Origin of the sequence: Micromonospora carbonacea, assembly GCF_014205165.1 — a bacterium.
In the GTDB taxonomy this organism is placed as follows: Bacteria; Actinomycetota; Actinomycetes; order Mycobacteriales; family Micromonosporaceae; genus Micromonospora; species Micromonospora carbonacea.
Map to the genome: position 1 here is coordinate 6243834 of NZ_JACHMZ010000001.1, position 23801 is coordinate 6267634.

Here is a 23801-nt window from a genome sequence, read left to right on the forward strand (position 1 = left end):
GAACATGCGGCTGCTCTACCTGGTGACCTGCGCCGCTCCGCCAGCCCGGCACGTCACCGAACTTGTGGAAGCAGCACAACGTGACGGCTGGGACGTGCACATCATCGCGACCGAAACCGCCTACACCTGGCTCCCCGCCGAACAGTTGGCCGCCACGACAGGGCATCCCGTCAGATACCGACAGCGCCACCCCGACGAACCCAGCACCCTGCCACGCGCCGACGCCATCGCCGTCGTCCCGGCAACCTTCAACACCATCAACAAGTGGGCCACCGGCATCAACGACAGCCTGGCCCTCGGCATCCTCAACGAATCCCTCGGCACGGGCCTACCGATCATCGCCTCTCCCTACGTCAAACCCACCCTGGCCCGCCACCCCGCGTTTGACGCCCACCTGCGACTACTCGCCGACCACGGCGTACGACTCACCCCCACCCAAGTCCTACGCCCACCCCAGGACGATGAGCCCTTCCGCTGGCAAGTCATCCTCGACGTACTTCACGGACTACCTGCCTCCGGCAGAGCCGTCGGGACTGCTGCAAACGCCTGCGATTTCTGACCAAGCAGCACTGGGCGATCGTCACGTCCCGCTGGTCACGGCCTTGATCGTGAAAGTGCGCCCGAAGGGACTCGAACCCCTAACCTTCTGATCCGTAGTCCGAAACCGTCAGATGCTCCCTACGCTGCGTAACCGCTACTTCGCGCGTATCGGTGAGTGCTGCTGCGTGCCGGAACAGGCGGCTGAGTATCTGCTGGTCAGCGCGGTGCTGCAAGCGGAGTGCGCCATCCTGCGGTGTGGCGATCGGCCGCGCGGGCCCCATTATGCTGATTCTGTTCCGAGCGTACTGGTCAAGCTCCGAACATCCGAGCACCAACGGAGCACCATCACGGCTGGCAACCACCGGCGTCGTCGCGCTTGGTGGGCCACCTGTCGGCTCCGACGCCGGCAGCCGTCCAGGGTGTTGCCTCGCCAGTGGTGCCCACCGACGCCTCCCAGGCGACGGCAAGCCGCCGTCGTATACGTCCGCGGTCGACGCCATTTCACATCTATCCGCGCCACCACTCCTACTCCTCACCGCGATACCCAAGATGCCTAGAAGCGACGCGGATCCACTGCCCTGGCCCACAAGAGGCGCCGCGAGGGCCTGCGGTCAGCGGGTCTTCATCGTCGCCCGCTTGCGCGGCGGCGTCATCAGCTCGGCGATCCCGGGGATCGTAGGCGGCACGAGGCGGTAGTACGCGCCTCAAGAACGCTGTCTCGAATAGGTCGGCAGCGTCGATGACCTCGGCTGTGATCACCTGAAGCTCGCCTCAGGTATCCGTGTTGCTACCGCCATCCTTCAACCCCCGATGTGCACAAACGACGCCCAGACGCTCGGATTCCTCGGAAAGCGGTTGCGCAGGCTGCGTAGCGTCTCCTGCAGAGCCCAGGCGGACGCGGAGGACTCGAGCCGACCGGCCACGATGATGCGCCGGTACACGGAGATGCTGACCTCGGCGGCCCGCCGGTCGGGCACCGACCAGAGCGTACCGATGACGCGTCGGTATCCGACGTGGTGCAGCGCCGCGGCAACGGTCAGCCCCTCGTCCAACAGCCGAACCCCGCCGACGGCCGTTTTGCAGGCCGAGAGGAAGGCAAGGTCACCGCGCAGCGCCGGCGCACCGGCGCGCAGATCCGCCACAGTGAGAAATCCGTCGTGCACCGCGAGCCCGTTGCGGCCGGGATTCCGCAGATCCTGTATGCCGTGACAGCTGAAGTGCGCGACCCGGTGCTCAGCGACCTGCGCGACGACCGCTGCGCGCGTGGCCCGCGTACCCACCAGCTCAGTGAGATCTCCGCCGGTCAGCTCACGCAGCGCGTCGAGTTCACGGACGGCGTTGGGCAGCGGATCCGATCCGGGAGTCGCTGGCTGGATCACGGCGAGGACATCGGTCACCGACGTAGTGGCTTCCGGCTCGCGGCGCTCGGTCAGTGCGCGCACCGTCGGCGTGTACGACGCGACCACCCGGTCCAAGGCGCTCTCCCGGCCGTCGATGCTGGTGGCGGCGTGCAGCGGAAGCAATGTCAACGGGCCGGTGGGACACCACCAGACGCGGTGGTCGGGCCCAGGTGGGCATATCTCGGCGAGCACCGGGGCGACCACGGTCCGCCACAGCCAGGACAGCGTCGCGGTGATGGCCTTCTCGTGGGTGGCCGGGTCACCGCCGACGTCGGCCGTCTCATGGGCGCGCAGCAGTTCGTTGGTCAGGTCGTACGCGTCGTCGAAGGTCAGGTCGGGCAGCCGGACGACCCGTACGCCGTCGGGTCTGGTCAGAAGCAGGGCGTCACAGCGGTGCCGGCTGACGGTGACAACGACCGTGGTGCCGTCCGGAAGCCCGGCACGCAGTTGCTCGAATGTCGGCAGCCTGAGGAAACGGGAAAGGCCCGGTAGCCGACGTGCCCGTGTCACCGCAGCTTCCCACGCTTGCGCGGCGGTCATCCGTTGCTCGTGGGCTCGCGGGTCGGCGGGAGACACACTGGGGTCGCGGTCGAGCACCGTACGCAGGGCTTGCAGTTGCGCGGCCAGCTCCGGGGACGCGGCAACCACCTCGGAGAGGTCACCGCGGGTGGCAAGCCACTGCCCCCACAGCACTGCTCGGCCACCTTCGACCAGTTCAACGGCCTCTTCAGGGCGGCCCGCCTCGATCGCGGCGGCCGCCGCGTCATCGATCAGGCCGGCATACGCACCCACAAGATCCTCGCGTTCGGTCGTCGGCAGGCCGCGCCAGGCGACAAGAGGCAGCAGTTCGACCGCTGTCCGATAGGCGGTCACGTTCTGTGCGCTGCCGAACTGCAGATCTGATTCCAGATCTGCCCAGGTGCGGGCGGCGTCCAGGCGGAGCTTCGCGGGGGCGAAGACCGATTCGGCGGCCTCCCGGAATAGCGCGGCGGCCTCTCTGGCGTCGGCGGTGTCCGTCGACCGCTGAAAGCGGGCCATCAGCGATTGGCCTAGGTTCAGCGCATCGAGAGCTCGGGAGGGGTCATCCGTGTTCAGGGTGGCGTGCCCGGTTCGGCCGGCGTCGACGGCGGCGTCCAGGTCGGCACGATCGCCGGTGCATCCGAACAAAGCTCGGAGCCCGATGCCGAGGTTGACCGACGCTGGGCCGTAGAACCGGTGCTCCGGTTCGATTGCGGCGAGCGCTGTGCGGAGCATGTCGACCGCCTCACGGACATCTCCCACTTCGTTTGTAGCGTGATAACGGTCCAGCAGGGCGCATCCCAGATGGATGGCGCACGGCACGACGTGGGGGCTACCGTCCCGTGCCGTACGAAGACCATGACGTGCCGCGTCAATGGCCGCCTCCAGATCCGCGTTATCAGCGGCCAGCCGGAACCTCTCCCGCAGCGCCGCGCTGTAGTTCGACCACATCGCTGCCGCCTCATGGTGGTCCCGAGCGATGTCGAGCGCCTCGGCACCCGCTGTGATCGCTTGGTTGAGATCATCGCGGTGCCGGTAGTGCTCGTAGCGGATCCGCAGCAGGTTGCCCAAGTTGGTGAGGTGACCGGCACGCCTCATGCGGTCGGCATCTCGGGCGGTCACCGCCTCTCGCGCCGCGGTTACCGCGGCTGTCAGGTCCGCCGGCCGCCCGGTCATCTCAAACAAGCTGCCCAGTGTGACTGCGAGAGTCGACAGCGCGCCGGCTCGTAGGGGGTCCCCGGCAGGCATCAGCTCGACCCGCCGGCGGGCCAAGTCCGCCGATCGAGCGAGATCGTCGTGCCGACGCGTGAGCTGAAAACGGTGTCGCAGGGCGACAGCCAGGTTGGACGACAGGATGTGCGTTCCCCGCTCGTCCGCGCCGGGCAGTTCCTCGTCGATCAGCGCGATGACCTCATCCAGTACCGCGAGGTCCGCGAAGCCGCGCAGCATCAGAGCACCGGCGAGGTTGGCGACCAGCACCGGCGTCTGCGGGTCGCCGGCCGTCCGTGCCAGCGTGACGGCTTCGCGGTAGGCGCGTACAGCATCATCGGCATCGCCGGGTTGCGGCCGGTGCCGACAGCGTGCGGCCAGTGCGGCGCCCCATTGAGCCAGCGCCGCGATCCGGCGCTCGACGGCGGCCGGGTCATCGGGACTGTCGCCCGCCGGGCGCAGGCCCAGCACCGGCCAGAGGGGCTGCGGCACCCGCTCGGGGGACAGCGGGGCGATGTAACCGAAGAACTGTTTGGCTGCCAGGTAGTCGAGTTCCTGCCGGCCGGGCGGTAGCACTCGATACCGGGCCCAGTGCAGCGCTGCCACGATGTACAGTGCGCTGGCGATGCCCTGCTGATCGAAACGACCGGCCCGCACGGCCTGCAGCACCGATCGCGCGTCGGACAGCGCCTCGTCGGAGGTGACCACGGCACCGTCGTGGTTCTCCACGAACGACCGGACCCGGTCGGCCAGCGCGGTCAGCAGCACCTCGTCAGCATGCTCCATCCCCGCATTGTCGCGGAGACTCGCCGGTGTCCGTCGCTCCGTCTATTCTCGGCCGTGACGGCGGGAGGACGCGGTGCCCGATCGCATGGCGTTGGCGGCGGCGGTGCGGGCAGCCACGACCGGAAGCGAAGCCTGGGTCACGGCGATGGACGAGCTGGCCGAGTCGTGGGCGGGCGATGGTGAACTCGACAACGCCATCAGCATCCGGCGGCAGGCGCTGGACGGTCTCGGTGCTGAGGTTCCGGCGTGGATGCGTCTCGACTTGTCCACGAACTTCGGCATCGACCTGATGGACCGCTACCGGCGCGACGGCAGGATCGCCGACCTCAGGGAAGCCTGCGCAATCGCCGAGCAGGTCTGGGCGGCCTCACCGCCTGCTGCCCGGCTCGAGGCCACCGCCACCCTCGCCGGCCGCCTCGCCACACGATCAGATGTGCCGGGGGAGCCGGAGTCCCTCGAGCGGGCCCGGCAGCTGCTGGAGGACGCACTCATGGCGGCGGCCACCGACGATCCGGAGCGGCCGGTGGCGATCTCCGCGCTGGCCGGCGTCCACCTGCAGCTCTGGCGGCGCGGCGGCGAGCGAGACCGGCTCGACGCCGCGTTGCGGACCGTGGCCGCGGGCTTGGAGCAAGCGACGGCGGGTCCCGAGATGGTCAACGTGGCCGGCCTGGTCGCCGAGGTCGCCGAGCAGCGCTACGACCGAGAACTCCTCGCCCTTGCCGAGCAGCTTGCCCGGTCCGCGATCACGGCCGGACGCCCCGCCACCGCCACGGTCCGGGTGGCGCTGCACCGGTTGCTGGCGTCGGTGCTGCTCACCCGATACGAGTGGACCGGCGAGCGGGACGCCCTCACCGAGGCGTCGGTGTCCGCCCAGAACGCGGTGCGGGAGGCGACCGTCGACGCGGATCGGGCCCTGGCGTTGTCTGTCCGGTCGACGGTGCGCTCGGTCATGGCACGACTGCGTGACGACCAGCCCGGGTTCGCCGCCGCGATCAGCGACGCCCGGGCGGCTCTGGAACTCGTCCGCGGGCAGGGGCGTGACGGCGAGTACGCCACGAACCTCGCCTCCCTGCTGGCCGAGCGCTACGACCTGCTCGGCGACAGCAGCGACCTAGACAAGGCAATCAGGCTTATCGATCGCCTGCTGGCCGATGGCGTGGACCGGGACACCCTCCCCACCGTCGCCAATAACCAGGCGAACAACCTACTGGCCCGATTCGAGCTTCGTGCCGAACTTGCCGATCTCGACCGGGCGGTCGCACTCGCAAACGAGGCCGTCGAGGCGACCGCCCCCGACAGCTGGGACCTCGCGGCGCGCCACGACACCGCGGGCCGTCTCCACGCGGCTCGGGCGCACCATCGCGGCAGCCGGGACGATCTCGTCACCGCCGAACGGCACGCCGAGCAGGCCGTCGCCGCCACCCGCGAGGGCTCTCCGGACCTGGCGCTGTACCTGAACAACTGGGCAATGTGGCTGACAGATCGATGGGAGCAGGACGATGCGGAGGACGCGCTGACGCACGCCATCGACCGCCTGCAACAGGCACTGGCGGCGGCAGGCCGGGCCGAGGACGACATCGAGGGGTCCATGACGGCGACGATCGCGTTCAACCTCGGTGCCCGGCTGCAGGACCGGTTCGACCTCGATCTGCGTCGCGGCCGTACCGACATGAACACCCTGCAACGTGCCGCCGACCTGTTCGACGAGGTGCTCGGTGCCGGTTACCCGCATCTGGCGGTGGTCGCCGGCAGGCGGCTCGGTGACATCGCCTGGCGGGTGGGGATGTGGCCGGAGGCGGAGCAGGCGTTCCGGGCCGCGCTGGAGGCAGCCGGGACGCTGACCAGGATACGGCCACGGCATCCCGACAAGGAACGCGCCCGCTCGGGTGTGCAGGGCATTGGGGCGCTGGCCGCCTTGGCCGCGGTCCGGGCCGGCGACGCCGCGGCGGCCGCCGTCCACCTGGAACAGGCGTCGGCGACACTGATCGCCGAGGCGACGGACATCCGCGCGGACACCGCGTCGTTCGCCGGCATCGTGGCGGCAGCCGCAGGCATGGACCGGCATGTGCTGCTGCTCGGCTGTACCCGAGCCGGCGGCGTAGCGGTCCTGGTAGCGCCGAACGGGAGCGTCCAGTACGTGGAGCTGCCGCAGGCGACCGAACCGGCCGTGGCGGATCAGGCGAGCCGCTTCCGTGAGGCGCTGCGCCGTGCCGAGGACAGCTCGAACGCGATGCCGATCCTGCTGGAGGCGGCTGACCAGTTCGCCGCCTGGACCCTGGACTCGCTGGTGGCTCCGCTGATGCCACTGGTCGCCACAGCCGGACGGCTGGCCGTGCTCCCGCTGGGACGGCTGGCCTGGCTGCCGCTCACGACCTGCGGCGAACCGAGCAAACGAGCCGCGCTGGGCGCCTACGACCCGATCCTGCTGATCCGGGCCACCGCCCCCAGCCGGAAACCCCCATCCAAGGCCCCCGCCGTCGCGCCCCGAGTCGTAGTGTGGGCCGACACCAGCCCGGCTGACCGGCCGATCCCGGCCGCGGGGCGCGAGGCGGAACGGGTGGCTCGCCGGCACGCGGGCGCGGTGACGCACATCGACCGCAGCGCCGCGCCCGCTGGCGGGTTCGCCGACGACACCGTGCTCGACGGCCTGCTCGCCGCTGACATCGTGCACCTTGCCTGTCATTGCGACGTCGACGTCGACCATCCGCAGCAGACGGTGCTGCGAGTCCGACCACCGATCCGCGTGGGATTGCGTGCGCACTCGGCGCGAAGGCGCGTCCATGTCGTGCTCAGCGCCTGCGACGCCGCTCTCACCGGCGCGACCCTGCCGGACGAGGCTCTGAGCGCCGCGACCGCCTTCCTGCTGGCCGGCGCCGCAGTCGTCACCGCGCCGTTGTGGCCGGTCAACGACACCACCGCGCCCGCTCTGATGAGCGATTACCACGCGGAGCTGGCCGCAGGTGTCCCACCAGCGGCAGCGCTGTCCGCGGTACAGAAGCGGTGGGCGCGCCGCCCGGCATACGTGTGCGGGCCGTGGGTGGTTACCGCATGGCCGGACACGGCGGACGGCTGACCCAAGCCCGCACCCACGCTGGCGTACCGCTCGGGGGTATTCTCCCCGTCTCGCCTCCGCCCGGAACCGACAGGAGTGTCACCACCCATGCCCGACAACCGCGACGTCTTCGTCATCCACGGCCGGGACGAGCAGGCACGCCGGGCGCTGTGGGGCTTTCTCCGGTCCATCGACCTGCACCCGCTGGACTGGGAGGAGGTCGTGCGGACCACGGGCGGCCCGTCGCCGTACATGGGCGAGGTCCTCGCCAAAGCCTTCGAGACCAACCAGGCCGCCGTCGTCCTGATGACCCCCGACGACGGCGCGATCCTGCACGAGAGCCTGCGCGACCGCGGCGACCGGGCATTCGAGGGAGAACTCACCGGTCAGGTCCGCCCCAATGTCCTGCTGGAAGCCGGCATGGCGCTGGCACTCCAGCGAAGCCGCACGGTCATCATCGAGATCGGGACCCTGCGCCCGGTCTCCGACCTGGCCGGTCTCAACACCATTCACTTCGACGGCACGGTCGAGAGCCTCCACAAGATCGTCCAACGCCTCAAGGGCGCCGGATGTGTCGTCAACACGAACGGCACCGATTGGTTGGACGTCGACCGATTCAGGAACCTGGCGGCGTACGACCGTACGTTCTGACACCTCGGTCCGAGATGGCATTGCGACATGCCGCAGTCCTCGACGAGGATCGCAGCATGGACGGCAGTCGATGACTCAGCGGGCACTGCGTATCTGGGCCACCCAGTCCTTCGCCGCCTTCGGCGTGTTCGCCCTGCTGGCCCAGTCCTACCAGGCGGTCTGGGACCGCTCGCCGTTTCCGGGCCATGCGGGTCTGGTCGCCGTCGTGATGGCCGCCGGGTCGATCGCGTTCGGGCTGCTCCGCGCCCGTCCGGCCTCGGCGGTGACCCGGTCGTTCGACCATCCCCGTTGCCGGATCGCGATCGTCCCGGGAGACCTGTTCGAGCAGCAGGACGCACATCTGGTCATCGGGTTCACCGACGTGTTCGACACCGATCCGGCTGACAGCAGGATCGTAAATGAGGGGAGCGTCCAGGCACAGTTCCTCAGTCGTGAGTACGACGGCGACCTGAACCGGCTGGACGCCGACCTGCGGACCGCACTGGCCGGTGAGCCGACCCGGTCGACGGTACTCCGGGCCGACAAGGCCCACGGGAAGCTAGACCGCTACCCGCTCGGAACCGTGGCCGTACTGGGCATGCCACGCCGGCACTTCTTCTGTGTCGCCTACAGCACGATGTCCGGCGGTCTGGTCGCACGTTCCTCGGCGGATGTCCTGTGGCACAGCCTCTCCCGGCTATGGGACGCGGTGGAAGAACATGGCGGGCGGCAGCCACTGGCCATGCCGGTCACCGGTGCGGCCCTGGCCCGGGTGGACGCACTGGACCAGCAGTCGATCGTGCGGCTCATCCTTCTGTCGTTCGTCGCCGCATCCCGTGAACGCCTGCGCACCAGTCAGCTCCGCATCGTGCTGCGACCGGAGGATTTCGCCAGGATAGATCGTTTGGAGCTCCGGGCATTCCTCGACTCCCTTTAGGGCGTCTCTGCTGGGGTGGACGGTTCAGAAGTCCTCGAATCGGTTCGTGTCCAGCCAGTCCGTGCCGTCCGTCTCGACGGCGTAGCCGAGACGTCGCAGCAGCTGGGCCAGCTGATGGAGACCGACAGGGCTCGCACCGTCGAGATGGACGGCGAACCGGCCGCTAAGCGCGTCCGGTAGACCTGCCCTACCCAGCCGCACCAGGATCGTGCGGTCGGGTTGCAATGCGACGGCCATGCCGGCGAGCACGTCAGGTGACCCGCCGGGACCGGGCGCGAAGAGCACCAGAGAGGCGGTGTGGTCGGCGAACGCCTGCCGGAGCACCGCACCGCGCTCGGGGGCGACGCTGCCGGTCCGGGCGACCAAATCATCCCATTCCAGAGGTCGCAACCTGATATCGCGGAGAAAATCGAAGAGCGCCTTGCGAGCACGTTCGGCGTCGCCGTGGATTACGAACAGCTCCCGCTTCGGCTCATCCCGCGGTGCGTGCCGTGGCGAAGGTGGATCCGGCGGCCTCTTCGGCGGCCGAGGCGGCACCGGCCCACCGACCCAGAGCCAGGCCAGCTTGTCATACGACGTGGCCCGCACCCGCAGCTGCGTGAAATGGCCAGTGTTCAGACCGGAATGCCCCTCGGCGATGACGTTCGCGTGCAGACGGTCCGAGATCAGAGCCGCCAGGTCCGCGTCGGCATGGTCGGTGACGGCCCTGCGCAGGGCCTCGCTGTCCAGCAGCCGGCCGGTCTCGATGACGGTGTCGCCGGTGAACCCGATCGCCGCCGCGTGGAACGGCCCGGCCGCCACCGACAGACGCAGCCGAATCCGATCCTCCGGATGCGCGGCGTTGTCGGCCGCCACCAGCGCACGCCAGCCGTTGAGCAGCTTCGGAAGTGCGAGATGCGGCTCAATGCGCGCGGGAAGAACGACCGTCATCCCGTCACCTGCGTCCTGATGATCCGCGTCGTGCATTGCCAGGCCGATGTCATCGAAGACCCGTCGCACGATTTCGGCCAGCCGCCGCCGTATCTCCATCTGCTGCAGCACTGTGCGGCCGGTGAACGCGACCACGTCGACCCCGAAACACATCCGCTGTTCCATCGTGACGGGCTGCGCCGGTGCCGGCTGCGCGGAACGTACGACGACTGCCGAGCGCGGGGGCGCCGGATCCACCGAAGACGGGAGCACCTGTCGTGTCCGTTCCGCCCGGATGCGGACCTGTTCCAAGAAGTAGACGTCGTCGGCGAGCCACTGCGTCAACGCCGGCGCCAGGGCCCGATCCGTGGGCAGTGGCTCCGCCAAGGCTGACGTCATGTTCTCGCGCGCGATGTCGACGCTGCGCCGCATGCTGTTCAGCGCTTGCAGCGTGCCGATCACGGCGGCCTCGTCGGCAGCGAGTCCGTCCGCCTCATCTGCGGGCGAGCGTCCGGCGATCAACAGCTCGGTGATCCGGTCCATGCGGGTTGCGGCGCGGTACCGGACTCGATCCAGCTGGCTCCCGTCACCACGGACGCGGGCCGCATAGCGCAATTTGGCGGCGTGCATCAGATAGCGGCCCAGCGGCGGTAGGAGCACGTCGCCGGAGCTCCAGGTAAACCGGCTAAGGCGGTCGTCCTCGTCGGGTCGGCCCAGCACGACGAGTCGCCGCAGCGCGTGGTCGCCCCCCGGTGTCACCTCCCAGACGGTGAAGTGATCAACAGGCGTTTCCCTCGTCCACCACCGATCGCCGTCATCATCCTGCTCCGGCAACGCCGCGCGCACGTCGGCTTGCTCAGGTTCGGCCGACTTCGCCTGATAGATAGCGGCACCGCCCAGCAGTGCGCTGACGCCGCCTGCGGTCAGGCCCCGCCACCACCGGCTGTACTCGATCCACCCGGGGGCGACTGCGGCGCCGACCCGATTCCGCCGCACCGGCGGCGCCAACGGTGTGGCCATCACCAGCGAGACGTTCAGGACGTCGTGCTCGCGTCGCGCGATGGCTTGGAAATTGACGGCCGGGTCCTGAAGTCCCGCCAGCGCACCTTCTGGCATGTGGGCATCGACGGGAAGGTTCGCGGGCAGCGAGGTGCCGTCGATCGCGCGCGTCATGCCCAGCTGGGTACGGCACGCTTCCCACAGCAGCGCCACCTGATGCAGCGCGAGCTCGGCGTCCGGCCCGCTGAGCGGAGCGAACAGGTGTAAAACGAACTCCTGCTCAGCGATCGGGTCGGTCACCACGGTCGCCCCTGGTCGGCGGCGTGTCCTGTTGCTCCCTGCTCTGGCGGTGTGGATCCCCGGTTAGCGAATGCACGAGCGTGTTCCGGCGATCGAGAACCGGCTCCGGCATTCCGCCTTTCTCAGCCGATCCGATCCGATGCGCCCGTACTGGCCCGCTCAGCTCCAGCTCAACGACGACGTCCCGAACCTCGTCGGCTTCCCCGGTGGCGAGGGCCACCTCGAGCCGGCTCAGCAGGATTTCGATGTGTTCCCACCGCTCAGGCACCAATTCCCACAAGACCATATCCTGCAACAAGTCCAGCGCGTCGCCGATCGTCTCGGCGTCCCAGCCCTCGGAGCGTTCCATGGCCAACCACAATAGCCATCACATGCCCTCGCCAAGACCACCCGATCCGCTGACCTTTCGGACTGACCTGTAGCCGGGGGTATCGACGTCCATGCCGGGCTGAACCTCGTACGGGTGCGCCTCAGCGTCGTCGCGACCGCACCGGCCTGCTGGAACTTCCGACCACCACGAACGCGGCCCACACCTGTGGGAGCGTGGCGGCATGGCGCGACCCGGCAGACACTCCAGTCTCGGCCGCGAACTGTTTCAGGTCCCCGGGACCGGCATCGCGCATCCATCGCTGCGCCCTTGCCATAGCCCGCGCCGGAGTGTCACCGTCCCGATAGTTGGCGTAAAAGCGGCTTACCAACAGCGCCCCGAACTTGTCGTTCGTACGCCACAAGGAGCCGACCACAGCCGCCGCTCCGGCGTAACCGAGTAGCCCCGGAAGTCCGAGCGCCTCATCGGGAGTACGGACGATATCGGTGACCGCACTCTCGCAGGCAGAGGCGACCACCAGCTGCACGTCACGTAGGAGGTCGTGATCAAAGAGGTCGAGTGCACTCAGCTTGTCGAATCCCGCGAGATAAAGGCACGACCGCAGCGGCTCTACCGGGTCATAGCTGCCGTGGCAGGCGAAATGGACGTGGGTGGCGTCCCGCACCCGGGCGAGGACCCCCTCCCGGGTAGCCGTGGCTCCGGGGAGATCATGCACCCGACCGCTGAAGAGCCTCCGCACGGCGGCGACCTCCCGTACGGTGTGGGATAGCGCGTCGTCGGGCCGCACAGTGAGTAGCCTGGCCTCGTCAGACGGCACCGCGCCTTGCGCGGCGAGCAGCGCTCGAGCGGACGGCGTATACGAGACGTCGGCATCGTCGATGAAGTAACGGGTTTGGCCGGCTCTGCGGTAGCGCGCAGCATGCAGCGGTAGGGCACCAAGCAGTCCCGTCGGCACTAGGACCACGCCGGGTGTCCCGCGCTTGACCAGCAACTCGCCCACCGCGCCGAGGAATCTGTTTCCTAGCAGGTCGAGCACCGCGTTGTCGTAAGGAGCCTCGACGGAGGTCAGAGTGTCGAAGAGGATGCCAACGGTGAGCGGGCCGAAGCACACAATAATCTCGCGGGAGGCGGTGACCAACAGGGCGGCGCTGCCGGGTCGGGCGGTGAGCAGGTAGCAGATCGGCGCTTCAGGCGAAGCGGCTCGAAACGGAACATCCTCGGGTCTCTTTGCAAAGTTCTCGAACTTGGGTAGTGCCCGGATTGCCTCCAGCGCCGCTCCCATCCGAGACTGCGCATCGGCCAGCATGCCGCGTACCTGCCAGCGCTGCGCCTCGTCCTCTGGTAGGAGGAGGCGTTGTCGGCGTTCGGCTTCGGCAACGAGCAGGACGGCGGCCTCGTAGTCCTCCGCCTGCCGGGCGGCTCGCGTACGAAGTCGCTCGATGTCGCTACGGTCCCGGTCCAGCAGTCGGCCGAGTTCACGCGCCCTGCCAGTCTCGAGGACTGCCACTGCCTCTTCGAGTCGACCACATCGGGCGAGGGCGTACGCGGCGTCTTGGTGCAGGCCAGCAGCGCGGGAGAGTTCGGCTTCGCGGCCGGCGCCGGTGACGACAGTGCCGTAGCGATTCTCGACTTCAGCAACGGCCTCGAGGAACAATTGCGCCGCATGTGGCCAGTCGTCCGCAGCCCCGTACCGATGCGCGAGGGCCGCGGACACCCTGCCAGCGTGTGCCGGCGCCATACCGGTAGTTGCCAGTTGATGGCAGCGCTCGAGCAGGTCCGTGACCAAATCTGCATCGCCAACTCGACCGCGTACGGTCAGGGCCTCTGCAAGATCAAGGGCTGACTCAACCCACTGCGAGGGCACCTCAGCCATCGGCCGGGCGGCAAGACATCGGGTCAGGAGGGCAACAATCCGATCGTGGTCCGGGTCGAAGAGCCGGCTCAGCGCGTAAGCGAGATTGCGACTGGCCTTACACTCCTCGCTGGCGGCGCCATGGTGCCGAAAGAGACGCACCGCCGTCTCGTAGAGGCGAACAGCCTCGGCGAGGAACTCGGCATCCAGTCTGGCCGATGACTCCAGAGCGTTGGCGAGGTTTCCGGCGATACCGGCGTGGATGAGCGGCGCCTGGTCGACCGGCACGAGCGCGAGGGCGTAGCGATAGGCCTCGATGGCCTCATGCGGAGCGGGTCGGCCTTCCCCGGCAGCCCGCATCGCGAGGACAGTACCGACGGCATCCGCGGCCTGTGCTTGATCAACCTGGCTCCCCTCCGCGTCGTAGAAGATCTGGGCAGCGCGAGCGTGGTGCAATGCCCGGTCGAGATTTGCGTCTCGATCACCGTCGATGCGAGCGCGGAGGACGAGGCTGAGGTTGGTGTGACATGCTGCGATTTTTTCCGCGTCTTCGAGCAACGAGAGTGCATTAGCCAAATACTCCTCTGCGTGGGCGAGGCTGCCCGGGACGTCTGCCAGCTCCTCCGCCGACCAGACGAGACCCAGGTCCATCATGGCGGTTGCATGAGCCTGCGGGTCATGCTCGATCGTCAGGATCGCAAGCGCCGCGATGATCCGATCCCGCGCCCGCCGCAAGGATGCACGCCGGTCCACCGGATACTCGAGATAGGCGTTGCCGAGCGCCAGCATCGTTCTCGCCCAATTGGCAGGGTGGGTCCGGCGACGGTAGGTCAGCAGCGCACGCCTCAGCGCTCGGATTGCGTTGTCGGACTCACCGCGCGGATCGGGGCCGCCCAGCTGACGCCACCAACTTCCCACCATCAGCAGCGCGGCGGCAGACTGCTCTTCCGCGCCCGCCTGTTCCAGTAGGTCCGCCGCTGCGGAAGCCCAGTCGATGGCCTCGCGTCGGCGGCCTCTCGCGCCAGCCTCAATCGCTAGCGCCCGCTGAAGAAGCAGGAAGCCGTGCACGGCGGGATACCGATCCGCAGGTACCGCCGTGATCATCGATTCGAGCACTGTCCCGATACGCTCGTCGTTTAGCAGCAACCGGCGGAGCAGCCCTCGCAATCGGTCCGGCAACTCGGCCGCACCCGACAGGTCCTGCAAAAACCGCCACTGCGCCTCGAGCCGTGCAGGCAAGGCCGAGTCCGGATGCGCCAACAGCACGTCCAACCGGCGGCGTTCCCGAGCAGAGCAGTCGCGGCGGAGCTGCAAGGCAAGATCCAGAGCGAGCTCTGTGAGAAGTAATGGCCGCTGAGCCACCAGCTGCTCAGCTACCGCCCTGGTGCGAGCCGCACACAATTGCCGGAGGTCCGCCTCTGTCTCCAGTTGCGTCCGCCACGCCACGACCTGCGGTTCTACGGGGAGGCGCGCCTCGGCCAGCTGCGCGTACCGGATGGCGTCCGGCAAATTACCGCACCGCCGGGCCAGGAACTCACTTGCGGCCAGGGCCGTTCCCGCAGCGGCGGACGGCGACGGCACGGCGTCGAATAGGGCGACCGCCTCGTCGAGAAGTTCGACAGCTGCTTCTATGCGGTCTTCAACCATGAGGGCTTCAGCGAGATCCCGGACGGCACGTGCCTCACCCTCGGGATCGCCAGTACCCCGGAACAGCTCCCGCGACTCTTCGGCGCACCTGACCGCCGCCTCGTGGTGGCCTGTCGCGAAGAGCATCTGCGAGACGTCGCCGAAGGCACGCGCTTCGCCGGCCAGGTCGCCGCACGCACGGTAGACGAGAGCTGACCGATGATACAGATCTGCAGCTTCACCATAACGGCGCGCGTTTCGCCGTAGCTGACCGAGGTGGGCGAGGGCTCGAGCGCGTAAGCCATCTTCACCGATCCGTCCTGCCCCGTCGACAACCTCGTGAGACAGTTGCTCTGCCGCGACATCGCGCTCAAGGTACTGCAAAGCGATTCCGAGATTCTGCGTGAAGATCAAGTATTGGTCGGCACGCACGGCAAGACGGCGGCCTCGTTCACTATGGTCAGCGACTGCCGGCCAGTCCTTCAGGACCACAAGAAAGGGGATCATTCCATTCAGCAGCTCCGCTGATTCCGGCACACCCGCCTCGGTCAACTGCGTCAACGCGGGCCGGACGGCTAGGAACCACTCCATCGCCGCGAGCCGCTGCCGGGCATCGCCGCTTGTGAACATCACCCGCGACTCCCTCATAAGATCGTCGCGCAGTCTGGCGTTCACGGCTCCAATCATGCCCTCCACCGCCAAAGTTCGAGGGCGGGCGAACGGGGAGCGCCGGACAAGTCCTGGCCACGCGGCGGGCATCGGCGGGATGTCCGCCAGGGCCACGACGAGTAGCCGGGCGGGTGTCTGCGGGCCGCTCGCCGCCGAGTATGGAGCACGCGTCGGCGAGCATCGAGACGGTTGACGTGCAAGACGGGACCGACCTGGTCCAGGGCGCCTGCGGGGCGGCCGTACGGTCCGAGCTGCCAGCCGTGTTCAACAGCAGAATCAGCAGCCCGGTGCAGCGCTCCCCCTGCGCGCGGCCCTGCTAGTACTTCAGTAGGGCCGCGCGCCGCTGGCGCGAGCGCGACGGTAACGATGGCGACGGTCGAGCGCGGCCGAGAGCATTCGTAGCCTGAAGACGCGACACCCGCACAACACCGCCGGCCGCCATGGCAGTCGCGTCGGAAGCGGCGCATCCTGCCCCCATACAGCAGGAGGTGTCACCGGCATGACGACATCAGGCGTGATCTTCAAACGGTGCGGATGCCGCGACGCGAACCGGCGGCGACTCGAGCGGTCCTGTCCTCAACTATCGGAGCGCAGACACGGCAGTTGGTACTTCCACTGCTCAGCCACGAACCTACTCGGCCGCCGCGAGCGGATCCGCCGTGGCGGCAACCCCTCGCAGGCCGCCGCCCGCCACGCTCGCGACGAATGGCTGACCGCCACGCAGGCGGACCGGACGGCACAGGGCTGGACGGTCGAGCGGTGGCTGCGGCACTGGCTCGACAACCGCACGAAGATCCGGCCCACCACCCGCTTTCACTACACCCGAGACGTCGAGAACGTCCTCATCCCGCAGCTCGGCCGCTACCGTTTGGCCGACCTCGACGCCCCGCTCCTGCGCACCGTGTTCGCGCAGATATCGGCGACGAGAAACAGCAAGGGCCGTCCGCAGTCCGCCTCGGCGATGAACCATCTGCGCACCACCCTGCGGGCCGCCCTCAACCTCGCGGTCAAGGAAGGCATCCTGGACTGCAACCCGGCCCGGCACATCGAGATCACCGGCTACCAGCAACCCCACGCCAAGGTCTGGACCGACGCCCGCGTCGAGTCCTGGGAACAGACCGGCGCCCGGCCGGCCGTCGCGGTCTGGACCGCCGACCACCTCGCCGAGTTCCTCAGCGCAGTGAACGACGACCCCCTGTTCGCCCTCTGGTGGCTCGCCGGCCTGCGCGGACTGCGCTGCGGTGAGCTGTGCGGGCTGCGGTGGTCCGACATCGACCTCGACCGCGGCACCCTGACCATCGAACGCAACCGCACCACCGCCGGCTACCAGACCGTCGAAGGCCAACCCAAGACCCCCGCCGGACGGCGGTCGGTCGGTCGCCCTCGACAAACGCAGCGTGCAGATCCTGCGCCCTCACCGGCATCGACCTACTTGCCTGGACCCATCACCTGCTCCTGGACGGCGAACTGGCCACCGCCGAGCCCAAGAAACTGCGCTACCGGCTACTACACGTCGCAGCCCGCATCACCCGCACCGCCAGACGCACCCGCCTACGCATCGCCGAGGGCTGGCCCTGGGCCGTAGACCTGGTCAACGCGTTCACGCGCCGGGCCGCGCTACCACAGCCAGTCACCTGAACCCTGCCCCCGCATCCCGACGAGCCAGCACTTGGAGGACCCCGGCCACCACGCCGGGCCATCAGCATGCCCGCGCATCCGGGACTCCGCCCAGCCGGCGTCGACTCACCCAGCCTGCTGCGCCTGCGCGACGTCGCAATCTGGACACGCCACAGCCGATCGCGCAACGCACGCGATGCGCGACAAGCGGTCGGGACACCCGAGCCTGGCATCACCTTTACCGAGTAGCCCTCATGGGCAGCCTGTCGTTGAGATCACCCGTTCCTCGCCCAGCGCCGAGGGATACCGTGCCGTGGTGCCCGTACGCCGGAAGCCACGTAACGGATGGTCACGCGATCATCGTCGCGCGGCCATCGCAGTGTTGCTGTCAGCCGCGATGATCGAGATCCGGGCGCTGGCGTCGAGCCCGGACCGGTCGAGACACCCAGATGGGCACCTTGCCGAGATCCGGCTCATTGCCGACGTCTGCCACAACCTGCCCTGGGCCGACCAGCCCCGGCCAGTCGGCGAGTACGACGGACTTGTCTGCACCTGGCAGACCGCCAACGACTTCCAGCGCTCCTGGCTCCGCAAGCACTTCGCCCGAGCCGGCATCGACACCGCGTTCTTGGAGCAGGCACCGCGCCTCCCACGGCCGGCCACCGCACCCGACATCCGGCCCACCTGGAAGCGGTGGCAACTCCCCCGGGACCCCACGTTCCTCGCGGTCGACTCACGCACCCTCGCCGACCTCGTGCGCCGGGCCCGGGCGGTCGACCACCACGACCCCACACACGGGCCAGTACGCACTGACTTCATCGAATGGTTCCTCGATCATCTTCACCCGAATGGCAAGCACATCCTCCGTCCCAGCCGCCACAACGAGACCCTCTTCCAACCCGACGGCCCGAACGACCTACGTCAGTACCGGGCCCTGGTGACCATGAGCGACGAGACGCTCATCGTCCACCACCCGCGCCTGCGCGCAACAGACGTCGCAGCACTGCCCACCAACCTTCACCTACTGCGTCGCCTACAGCTCGGCGCCGTTCCGCCTCGCCGACAAGAAACCGACGCCGGCCTCTGGGCACGCCAACACCTCGCCACACAGCCCAACTGCCGCGACTGCACCGCAGTCAACACCCCAAGCGATGTTGACGCGACGAATCAGCCTCCAATCGACCCACCGGCAACCTCTTGAGGACCCCCTTCGAGCTCTTCTATCCCGTCCCGCCCAGCCCCGAAAGGCAGTCTCCTCACCACGAAGGGCATGTCCTGGCAAGCGGACCAGTCGACCCACGTCCCGCCCCCAGAGACAAGGCGGGAATCAGATGCCCGAGGCCAACGATCGTCACCGCCGATGATCGCCTCAATGACATCCCGACCCACGCGCGTCACCCGCGCCAGCCCAGGTCAACGGCGACCAACCGACCGACATCCACCTCGGAAACCAAGATCCACATCGTCGACCACAGTGGCCGATGGCCGATGGCCGACCCCTGAAGTACCAGCGCCCCGACCATGATCCAGACCAGGCGACACGCAAACGCACTGGTCAGCACCAACCAGCACGAACCACCGCCGAACCAGCACGCCGACATAGGAGCACCACCAGAGCACCAGATTCCAAATCCTGGGATGATCCGTCCCAGCCCGCGAAAGCGATCAAGGCCGCGACCCGCGTTTCCGCTGGTCACGGCCTTGATCGTGAAGTGTGCACCCAAAGGGACTCGAACCCCTAACCTTCTGATCCGTAGGGCGATCGGGCTTCGCGCTTGCGGGCCGGGCGGGTGCCCGGCCGGCCACATCGTTGGATCCGCCGACCGGCCACTATCGCCTGTGCAGCCCGCTGTGGGAGGCGCAGGCCAGGGCAGTCGCATTACGTACAGCCACAAGGGACACGACGCGCCCGTCGGCTCGATACAGTCTGTCCCCTGAAGCTCGGAGACGGACAGGATGCGTGAACGTCAAGGCATGTCGGATTTTCGGCGATGGTGCACGGTTAGTGCACCGGTACCAACCGGCGGCCACCTTGCCGGCCTCATCGAGTCCCACGACGACGCCACGGGTGTCACCACGATCGCAGCCGGTCTACCCGATACGTACACCAAGTCCGGCTCGCTCGCGCGCATCGCCGAGCGCTTGGGCAAGAACGCCGTCGCAGAGTTCCTTCGCAAGAAACTTCCTACCTCGGCCAGCGCCCGATCCGGCGACATGGGCGAGATCCTTGCGACGGCCTACCTTCACGAGGAGCGAGGGTGCGTGGTCGGGCCGAGCCGGCTCATCGACCGAGACCACCAGGAATGGGCCATGAGGGGCGACGACGCGCTCGGAGCCAAGTTCGGTTCTGACGGCAAGCTACGCATCATCAAGGCGGAGGCCAAGAGCCGCGCCAAGCTGTATAAGGACACAGTCGCCGAGGCGCGCGCCGGTTTGTCGCGCAACGGAGAGTTGCCGTCACCGCAGTCTCTCGCCCAGTTTGCCGAACGGCTACTGTCCACGGCCGACAGCGATGTCGGGGACGCTGTGCTCGCGTTGCAGCTGGGCGAGGGCGTCCGCCCCGAGGATGTCGATCATCTGATGTTCCTCTTCACGAGCAACAACCCGAGCGAGTACGTGACGGCGGACCTCGAATCCTACCGGGGTTCCGTGTCGCAGCTGACGATCACGTTCCGGGTTCAGGGCCACCAGCAGTTCATCCGGGAAGCCTACGAGAAGGTGTCCGCCGGTGGCTCGTGAGGCGCAGGAACTGGTAGAAATCCTGACCTCGGCCACCGATGCCGGCTTCCGTAACCGGCTCTTGGCTCAAGGCCAGGCCCAGTCGATGATCCGCCGTGACGGCATCCTGCCCCCGGATGCACCGAACTTTAGTTCCTTTCTGGACGCCGACCTTCTCAACTACGGGTACGCGCTGCTATCGACCAGCCTTGAGCTGCTGGAGATCGCGCAGAACGACTCACCCGAGCAGGTCACCCTCGCACAGCAGGGATTCCGCCAGAGTTCCTATGCCCTGGAAGCAGCGACCCGGAACGCGGCCTCTGCGGCAGATCTAGCGTTTCATGGTCTTGTTGCTGGCGCGGCCAGTCACCTTGGTGGCTTCGCCGCGCGGGCGTTCTCGCTGATCCAGAAGAGCCGGCAGTCGGGACGGCTGACTCAGATGGAGGAGACGCTGGCGGACCTGCTCATGCGCAACCTGGGCTCCATCGAGCGGCGGACCCTGTCACTGCGATCCTCGGACCAAGTTGCCGACGGGGCGTTGCTGGCAGCCCTGAACCCGGTGGGTAACGAGGTGGATGACGAGACACCACCCGAGCAGTTCGGCCCCGTTGTCCTCCTACTGAGCGAGAACTACCTGTCGGCAGTCGCGGCCGGGCTCTTCGCGATCGAGATCGGCAACCGAGCCCTGCTGGAGAATGCTCTCGCCGAGTTGCGAGACGGTGAGCAGGCGTCCTCGGACGTGAGCGCCCCCGGGCCATGGTGGGTTTACCGGCTTACCCGGCATCTGATGGGTGGCCTGTTCGATACCAGCCTAGAGACGAACATTCCGAGCGATCCGCCGCCTGGGGCTGCAGACCGTGTCGAGCGGTGGCGGTATCTGCGTCGGACCTTCGTTGCGTCGCTGCTGGCACGGGAGCGCGCTGAGATCGACTTATGGCCCTCGCAACTGCATGTCGTCGACCGGCTCTTCCAGGACGTACGGGATCTCGTCGTCTCGCTGCCGACCAGCGCGGGCAAGACCCGCATCGCGGAGCTGTCGATCTTGGCTTGTCTCGCGCAACAGCGGCGTACGGTCTACGTCACCCCGCTGCGAGCGCTCTCCGCGCAAACTGAGCAAATCCTTGGCCGGACGTTTACTCCGCTGGGCATCCGGGTCTCGTCTCTCTACGGGAGCATGGGAACCAGCGACGTCGACGAGGACACCCTTCGCTCCAGCGAGATCGTCGTGGCGACCCCCGAGAAGCTAGACTTCGCCCTTCGATCGGACCCGTCCTTGCTCGACGACATCGGCCTGGTCGTGTTGGACGAGGGGCACATGATTGGGGCCTCCGAGCGTGAGGTCCGCTACGAAGCCCAGATCCAACGGCTGCTGCGCCGCCCAGACGCCTCAGAACGTCGCATTCTCTGCCTATCGGCCGTATTTCCCTCCGGGCCCGAGCTGGACGACTTCGTTGCGTGGATCACCGACGACGAGGCGGACGGTCTGCACCACGAATTGTGGCGCCCAACGCAGCAGCGCTTCGGCCTCGTCGAGTGGCGCAGAGACCATGCACGGCTGTCCATCACTCTCGGCACGGAGCAGCCGTTCATCGAACACTACTTCGAGGAGAAGAAGCCAAGCGGGCGGCGCAGGAAGATGTTCCCGAGCGACCAGCGTGAACACGTCATCGCCACCGGGTGGCGGCTGGTCGAGGAAGGCCAGACCGTCCTGGTCTTCTGTCCCCTGCGCAAATCCGTCGAGCCCTACGCCCGCGCGATCGTCGATCTTCACGCACGGGGCCTCGTGAGATCCTTGCTGCCGCCCGACGTCGACCTGAGCGATGCGCTAGCCGTGGGCGCCGAGTGGTTCGGCGGCGACCACCCCATCCTGAAGTGTCTTGAGCTCGGCGTGGCCATTCACCACGGCGCGTTGCCCGGCCCCTTCCGCCGCGAGATCGAACGTCTCTTGCAGCGCGGCATCCTGAAGGTCACCATCGCCTCGCCCACTCTCGCCCAAGGACTCAACCTGTCCGCCTCCGCAGTGCTCTTTCACGGGCTACACCGCGGCCAGGATCTGATCAGAAGCTCCGAGTTCGCGAACGTGATCGGCCGCGCCGGCCGCGCGTTCGTCGATACGGAAGGACTCGTCCTCTACCCGATCTTCGCTCCGACACCAGGACGCCGCCGTGAGTGGTTCCAACTGACGCAAGGGGACGGCGAAAAGGATCTCCAGTCGGGACTGATCACAATCGGTCGCGCCCTGCTGAGCAGGATGTACCGCTCACAAGGGCTAACCACGGTTGAGCCTTTACTCGAATACCTCACCGGCGGCCCCGACTGGGCTCTGCCCGTAGTGACAAACGAGACCGCTCACATGCGGGAGACCGCAGCCGCAAGCTGGCGAGAAGGCCTCAAACTTCTCGACATCGGAATCCTCAGCATCGTCGGGGACGGCGACCAGGACGTTATCGCCGACGCCGCGACCCAGATCGTCGCCGACGCACTCCGCGACTCATTATGGGACCGGCAACTCCGCCGCAACGAGAACATCACCACGGCAGCCGTGCGTGCGCTCGTCTACAGCCGGACCAGGCACCTATGGCGGACAGCCACACCGTCCCAGCGCCGCGGATGGTTCTTGGCGGGACTGGGGGCAGAGGACGGTTCCGAACTCTCCCAGGTATCCGGTCGCATCATCGCCCTCACGGGCCAGACCGAAACCGCCATCCTCGAAGAAGATCATGCAACAGCCGCTGACCTGATCGTGCTGATCGCCGACGCCGTATTCGCGATCGAGGTCTTCGAGCCGAAGACGAATCTCGCCAACTGGGACGACGTACTACGGCACTGGGTACGCGGATCGGCCCTGAGCGAGGTTCGCGGCGACCGTGTCGAGGTGGCCCAGTTCATTGAGGACGACGTCATCTACCGGTTGGTCTGGGGAATGGAAGCCGCCAAGGTGTACGAAGTGGCCCAGAGTAACGCCGATGCCGACATCTTGTCGGGCTCGGCAATGGCCACGATCGAGACGGGAACCTTCAACCAGGCCGCCTCGATCCTCATCCGCAAGGGCTTCGACCACCGTCTCGCAGCCATATCGGCGGTCACGAGCACCGAAGCCACGTTCGATTCGACGGACGGCATGCGCCGGTGGATCGATAACCTCGGCCCACAGCACGCTCTCAACCCGGATTGGCCAACACCCGAGTCACGATCAGCATGGGAAGCATTCGTCAATCCCTCGCGAACACGCGGCGCCCGCCGCTGGAGTCAGCAGACCAAGGACGTGCAGGAAGTCACCTGGTACGGGGCAGCCCCCGAGCCAGACACATGGCTGCGGATTACCGACGCCAGCCCAGGTAAGATCAACATTTGGTCTACAGGCTTCGACATCCTCGGCGAGGCGGCCATTCTCCTCGATCACGAACGGCAAGGCGTCCTGCGCGCCCGCCGGCGCCGCACTGACACCGGCATCCGTCTGCGCTATCGTGGCCCTGGAGATCTATTGCCGAAGGGACCGAGCACTGGGGCATAAGCAGGCGTTTGGCAATTCGACTTCCCGCCGAGTGCACCGCACAGTCGACTGAGCCGATGACACGCGATCAGGCCGTCCCATAAGCACGAACCGGCCGGTCGGGATGACCTGGAACGGTCACTGACCCCTGTCAGCCCGAATGGCGCGGGCTCTGATCAGCGCGTTTCCCGGTTCGGTGCGGATAGCGAGACAGCCG

General features: G+C 67.7%; 13 protein-coding genes and 2 pseudogenes. 8 read left to right on the forward strand and 7 right to left on the reverse strand.

Annotation, left to right across the window (positions count from 1 at the left end; all coding sequences use genetic code 11):
* The first annotated feature begins 4 nt into the window (after positions 1-4).
* The gene (locus tag HDA31_RS26045; protein ID WP_178063207.1) at positions 5-559 is read left to right on the forward strand and encodes a flavoprotein; all 555 of its coding nucleotides are present in this window, start codon (positions 5-7) and stop codon (positions 557-559) included.
* A gap of 592 nt (positions 560-1151) precedes the next feature.
* On the opposite strand, the pseudogene HDA31_RS32655 reads toward HDA31_RS26045, so the two are convergent.
* Positions 1152-1241 (reverse strand): annotated as a pseudogene (locus tag HDA31_RS32655) (transcriptional regulator); the annotation flags it as partial.
* A 99-nt stretch (positions 1242-1340) separates the two neighbouring features.
* Complete coding sequence (locus tag HDA31_RS26050; RefSeq protein WP_178063206.1) at positions 1341-4454, reverse strand: CHAT domain-containing protein; 3114 nt, start codon at positions 4452-4454, stop codon at positions 1341-1343.
* Positions 4455-4527: 73 nt separating this feature from the next.
* Here HDA31_RS26050 and HDA31_RS33220 point away from each other — a divergent pair, with 73 nt between their 5' ends.
* The 3 genes from HDA31_RS33220 (at position 4528) to HDA31_RS26065 (ending at position 9073) form a co-directional block, all read left to right on the forward strand.
* Complete coding sequence (locus HDA31_RS33220; protein WP_178063205.1) at positions 4528-7527, forward strand: CHAT domain-containing protein; 3000 nt, start codon at positions 4528-4530, stop codon at positions 7525-7527.
* An 87-nt stretch (positions 7528-7614) separates the two neighbouring features.
* Complete coding sequence (locus HDA31_RS26060; RefSeq protein ID WP_178063204.1) at positions 7615-8157, forward strand: TIR domain-containing protein; 543 nt, start codon at positions 7615-7617, stop codon at positions 8155-8157.
* A 70-nt stretch (positions 8158-8227) separates the two neighbouring features.
* Entirely contained in the window at positions 8228-9073 is an 846-nt protein-coding gene (locus HDA31_RS26065; RefSeq protein ID WP_178063203.1) for a macro domain-containing protein, read from the forward strand.
* A gap of 24 nt (positions 9074-9097) precedes the next feature.
* Here the strand turns inward: HDA31_RS26065 and HDA31_RS26070 are convergent, their stop codons facing one another.
* The 4 genes from HDA31_RS26070 to HDA31_RS32665 all read right to left on the reverse strand — a co-directional run bounded on the left by HDA31_RS26070 (position 9098) and on the right by HDA31_RS32665 (position 16831).
* Positions 9098-11281, reverse strand: a complete 2184-nt coding sequence (locus HDA31_RS26070) for a CATRA conflict system CASPASE/TPR repeat-associated protein (protein WP_178063202.1) — start codon at positions 11279-11281, stop codon at positions 9098-9100.
* A complete protein-coding gene (locus HDA31_RS26075; RefSeq protein WP_178063201.1) occupies positions 11262-11630 on the reverse strand; it encodes a CATRA system-associated protein in 369 nt (122 codons plus the stop codon). Before HDA31_RS26075 ends, HDA31_RS26070 begins: the two co-directional genes overlap by 20 nt.
* A 121-nt stretch (positions 11631-11751) precedes the next feature.
* Positions 11752-15762 carry a CHAT domain-containing protein gene (locus HDA31_RS26080; protein WP_178063200.1) on the reverse strand — a complete coding sequence of 1337 codons (4011 nt, stop codon included), beginning with the start codon at positions 15760-15762 and terminating at the stop codon, positions 11752-11754.
* A gap of 625 nt (positions 15763-16387) precedes the next feature.
* Positions 16388-16831 carry a hypothetical protein gene (locus HDA31_RS32665; protein ID WP_246384334.1) on the reverse strand — a complete coding sequence of 148 codons (444 nt, stop codon included), beginning with the start codon at positions 16829-16831 and terminating at the stop codon, positions 16388-16390.
* A gap of 239 nt (positions 16832-17070) precedes the next feature.
* Here HDA31_RS32665 and HDA31_RS26090 point away from each other — a divergent pair.
* A pseudogene (locus HDA31_RS26090) lies at positions 17071-17394 on the forward strand (transposase); the annotation flags it as partial.
* 295 nt (positions 17395-17689) lie between these two features.
* The gene (locus HDA31_RS26095) at positions 17690-18574 is read left to right on the forward strand and encodes a hypothetical protein (protein ID WP_246384331.1); all 885 of its coding nucleotides are present in this window, start codon (positions 17690-17692) and stop codon (positions 18572-18574) included.
* A 193-nt stretch (positions 18575-18767) separates the two neighbouring features.
* Here the strand turns inward: HDA31_RS26095 and HDA31_RS26100 are convergent, their stop codons facing one another.
* On the reverse strand, positions 18768-19070 hold the full coding sequence (locus HDA31_RS26100) for a hypothetical protein (protein ID WP_178063198.1): 303 nt from the start codon (positions 19068-19070) through the stop codon (positions 18768-18770).
* A 259-nt stretch (positions 19071-19329) separates the two neighbouring features.
* Here HDA31_RS26100 and HDA31_RS26105 point away from each other — a divergent pair, with 259 nt between their 5' ends.
* Together HDA31_RS26105 and HDA31_RS26110 are read left to right on the forward strand one after the other, a co-directional pair.
* On the forward strand, positions 19330-20112 hold the full coding sequence (locus HDA31_RS26105; RefSeq protein WP_178063197.1) for a Hachiman antiphage defense system protein HamA: 783 nt from the start codon (positions 19330-19332) through the stop codon (positions 20110-20112).
* The gene (locus HDA31_RS26110; protein ID WP_178063196.1) at positions 20102-23605 is read left to right on the forward strand and encodes a DEAD/DEAH box helicase; all 3504 of its coding nucleotides are present in this window, start codon (positions 20102-20104) and stop codon (positions 23603-23605) included. Before HDA31_RS26105 ends, HDA31_RS26110 begins: the two co-directional genes overlap by 11 nt.
* Positions 23606-23801 lie beyond the last annotated feature (196 nt).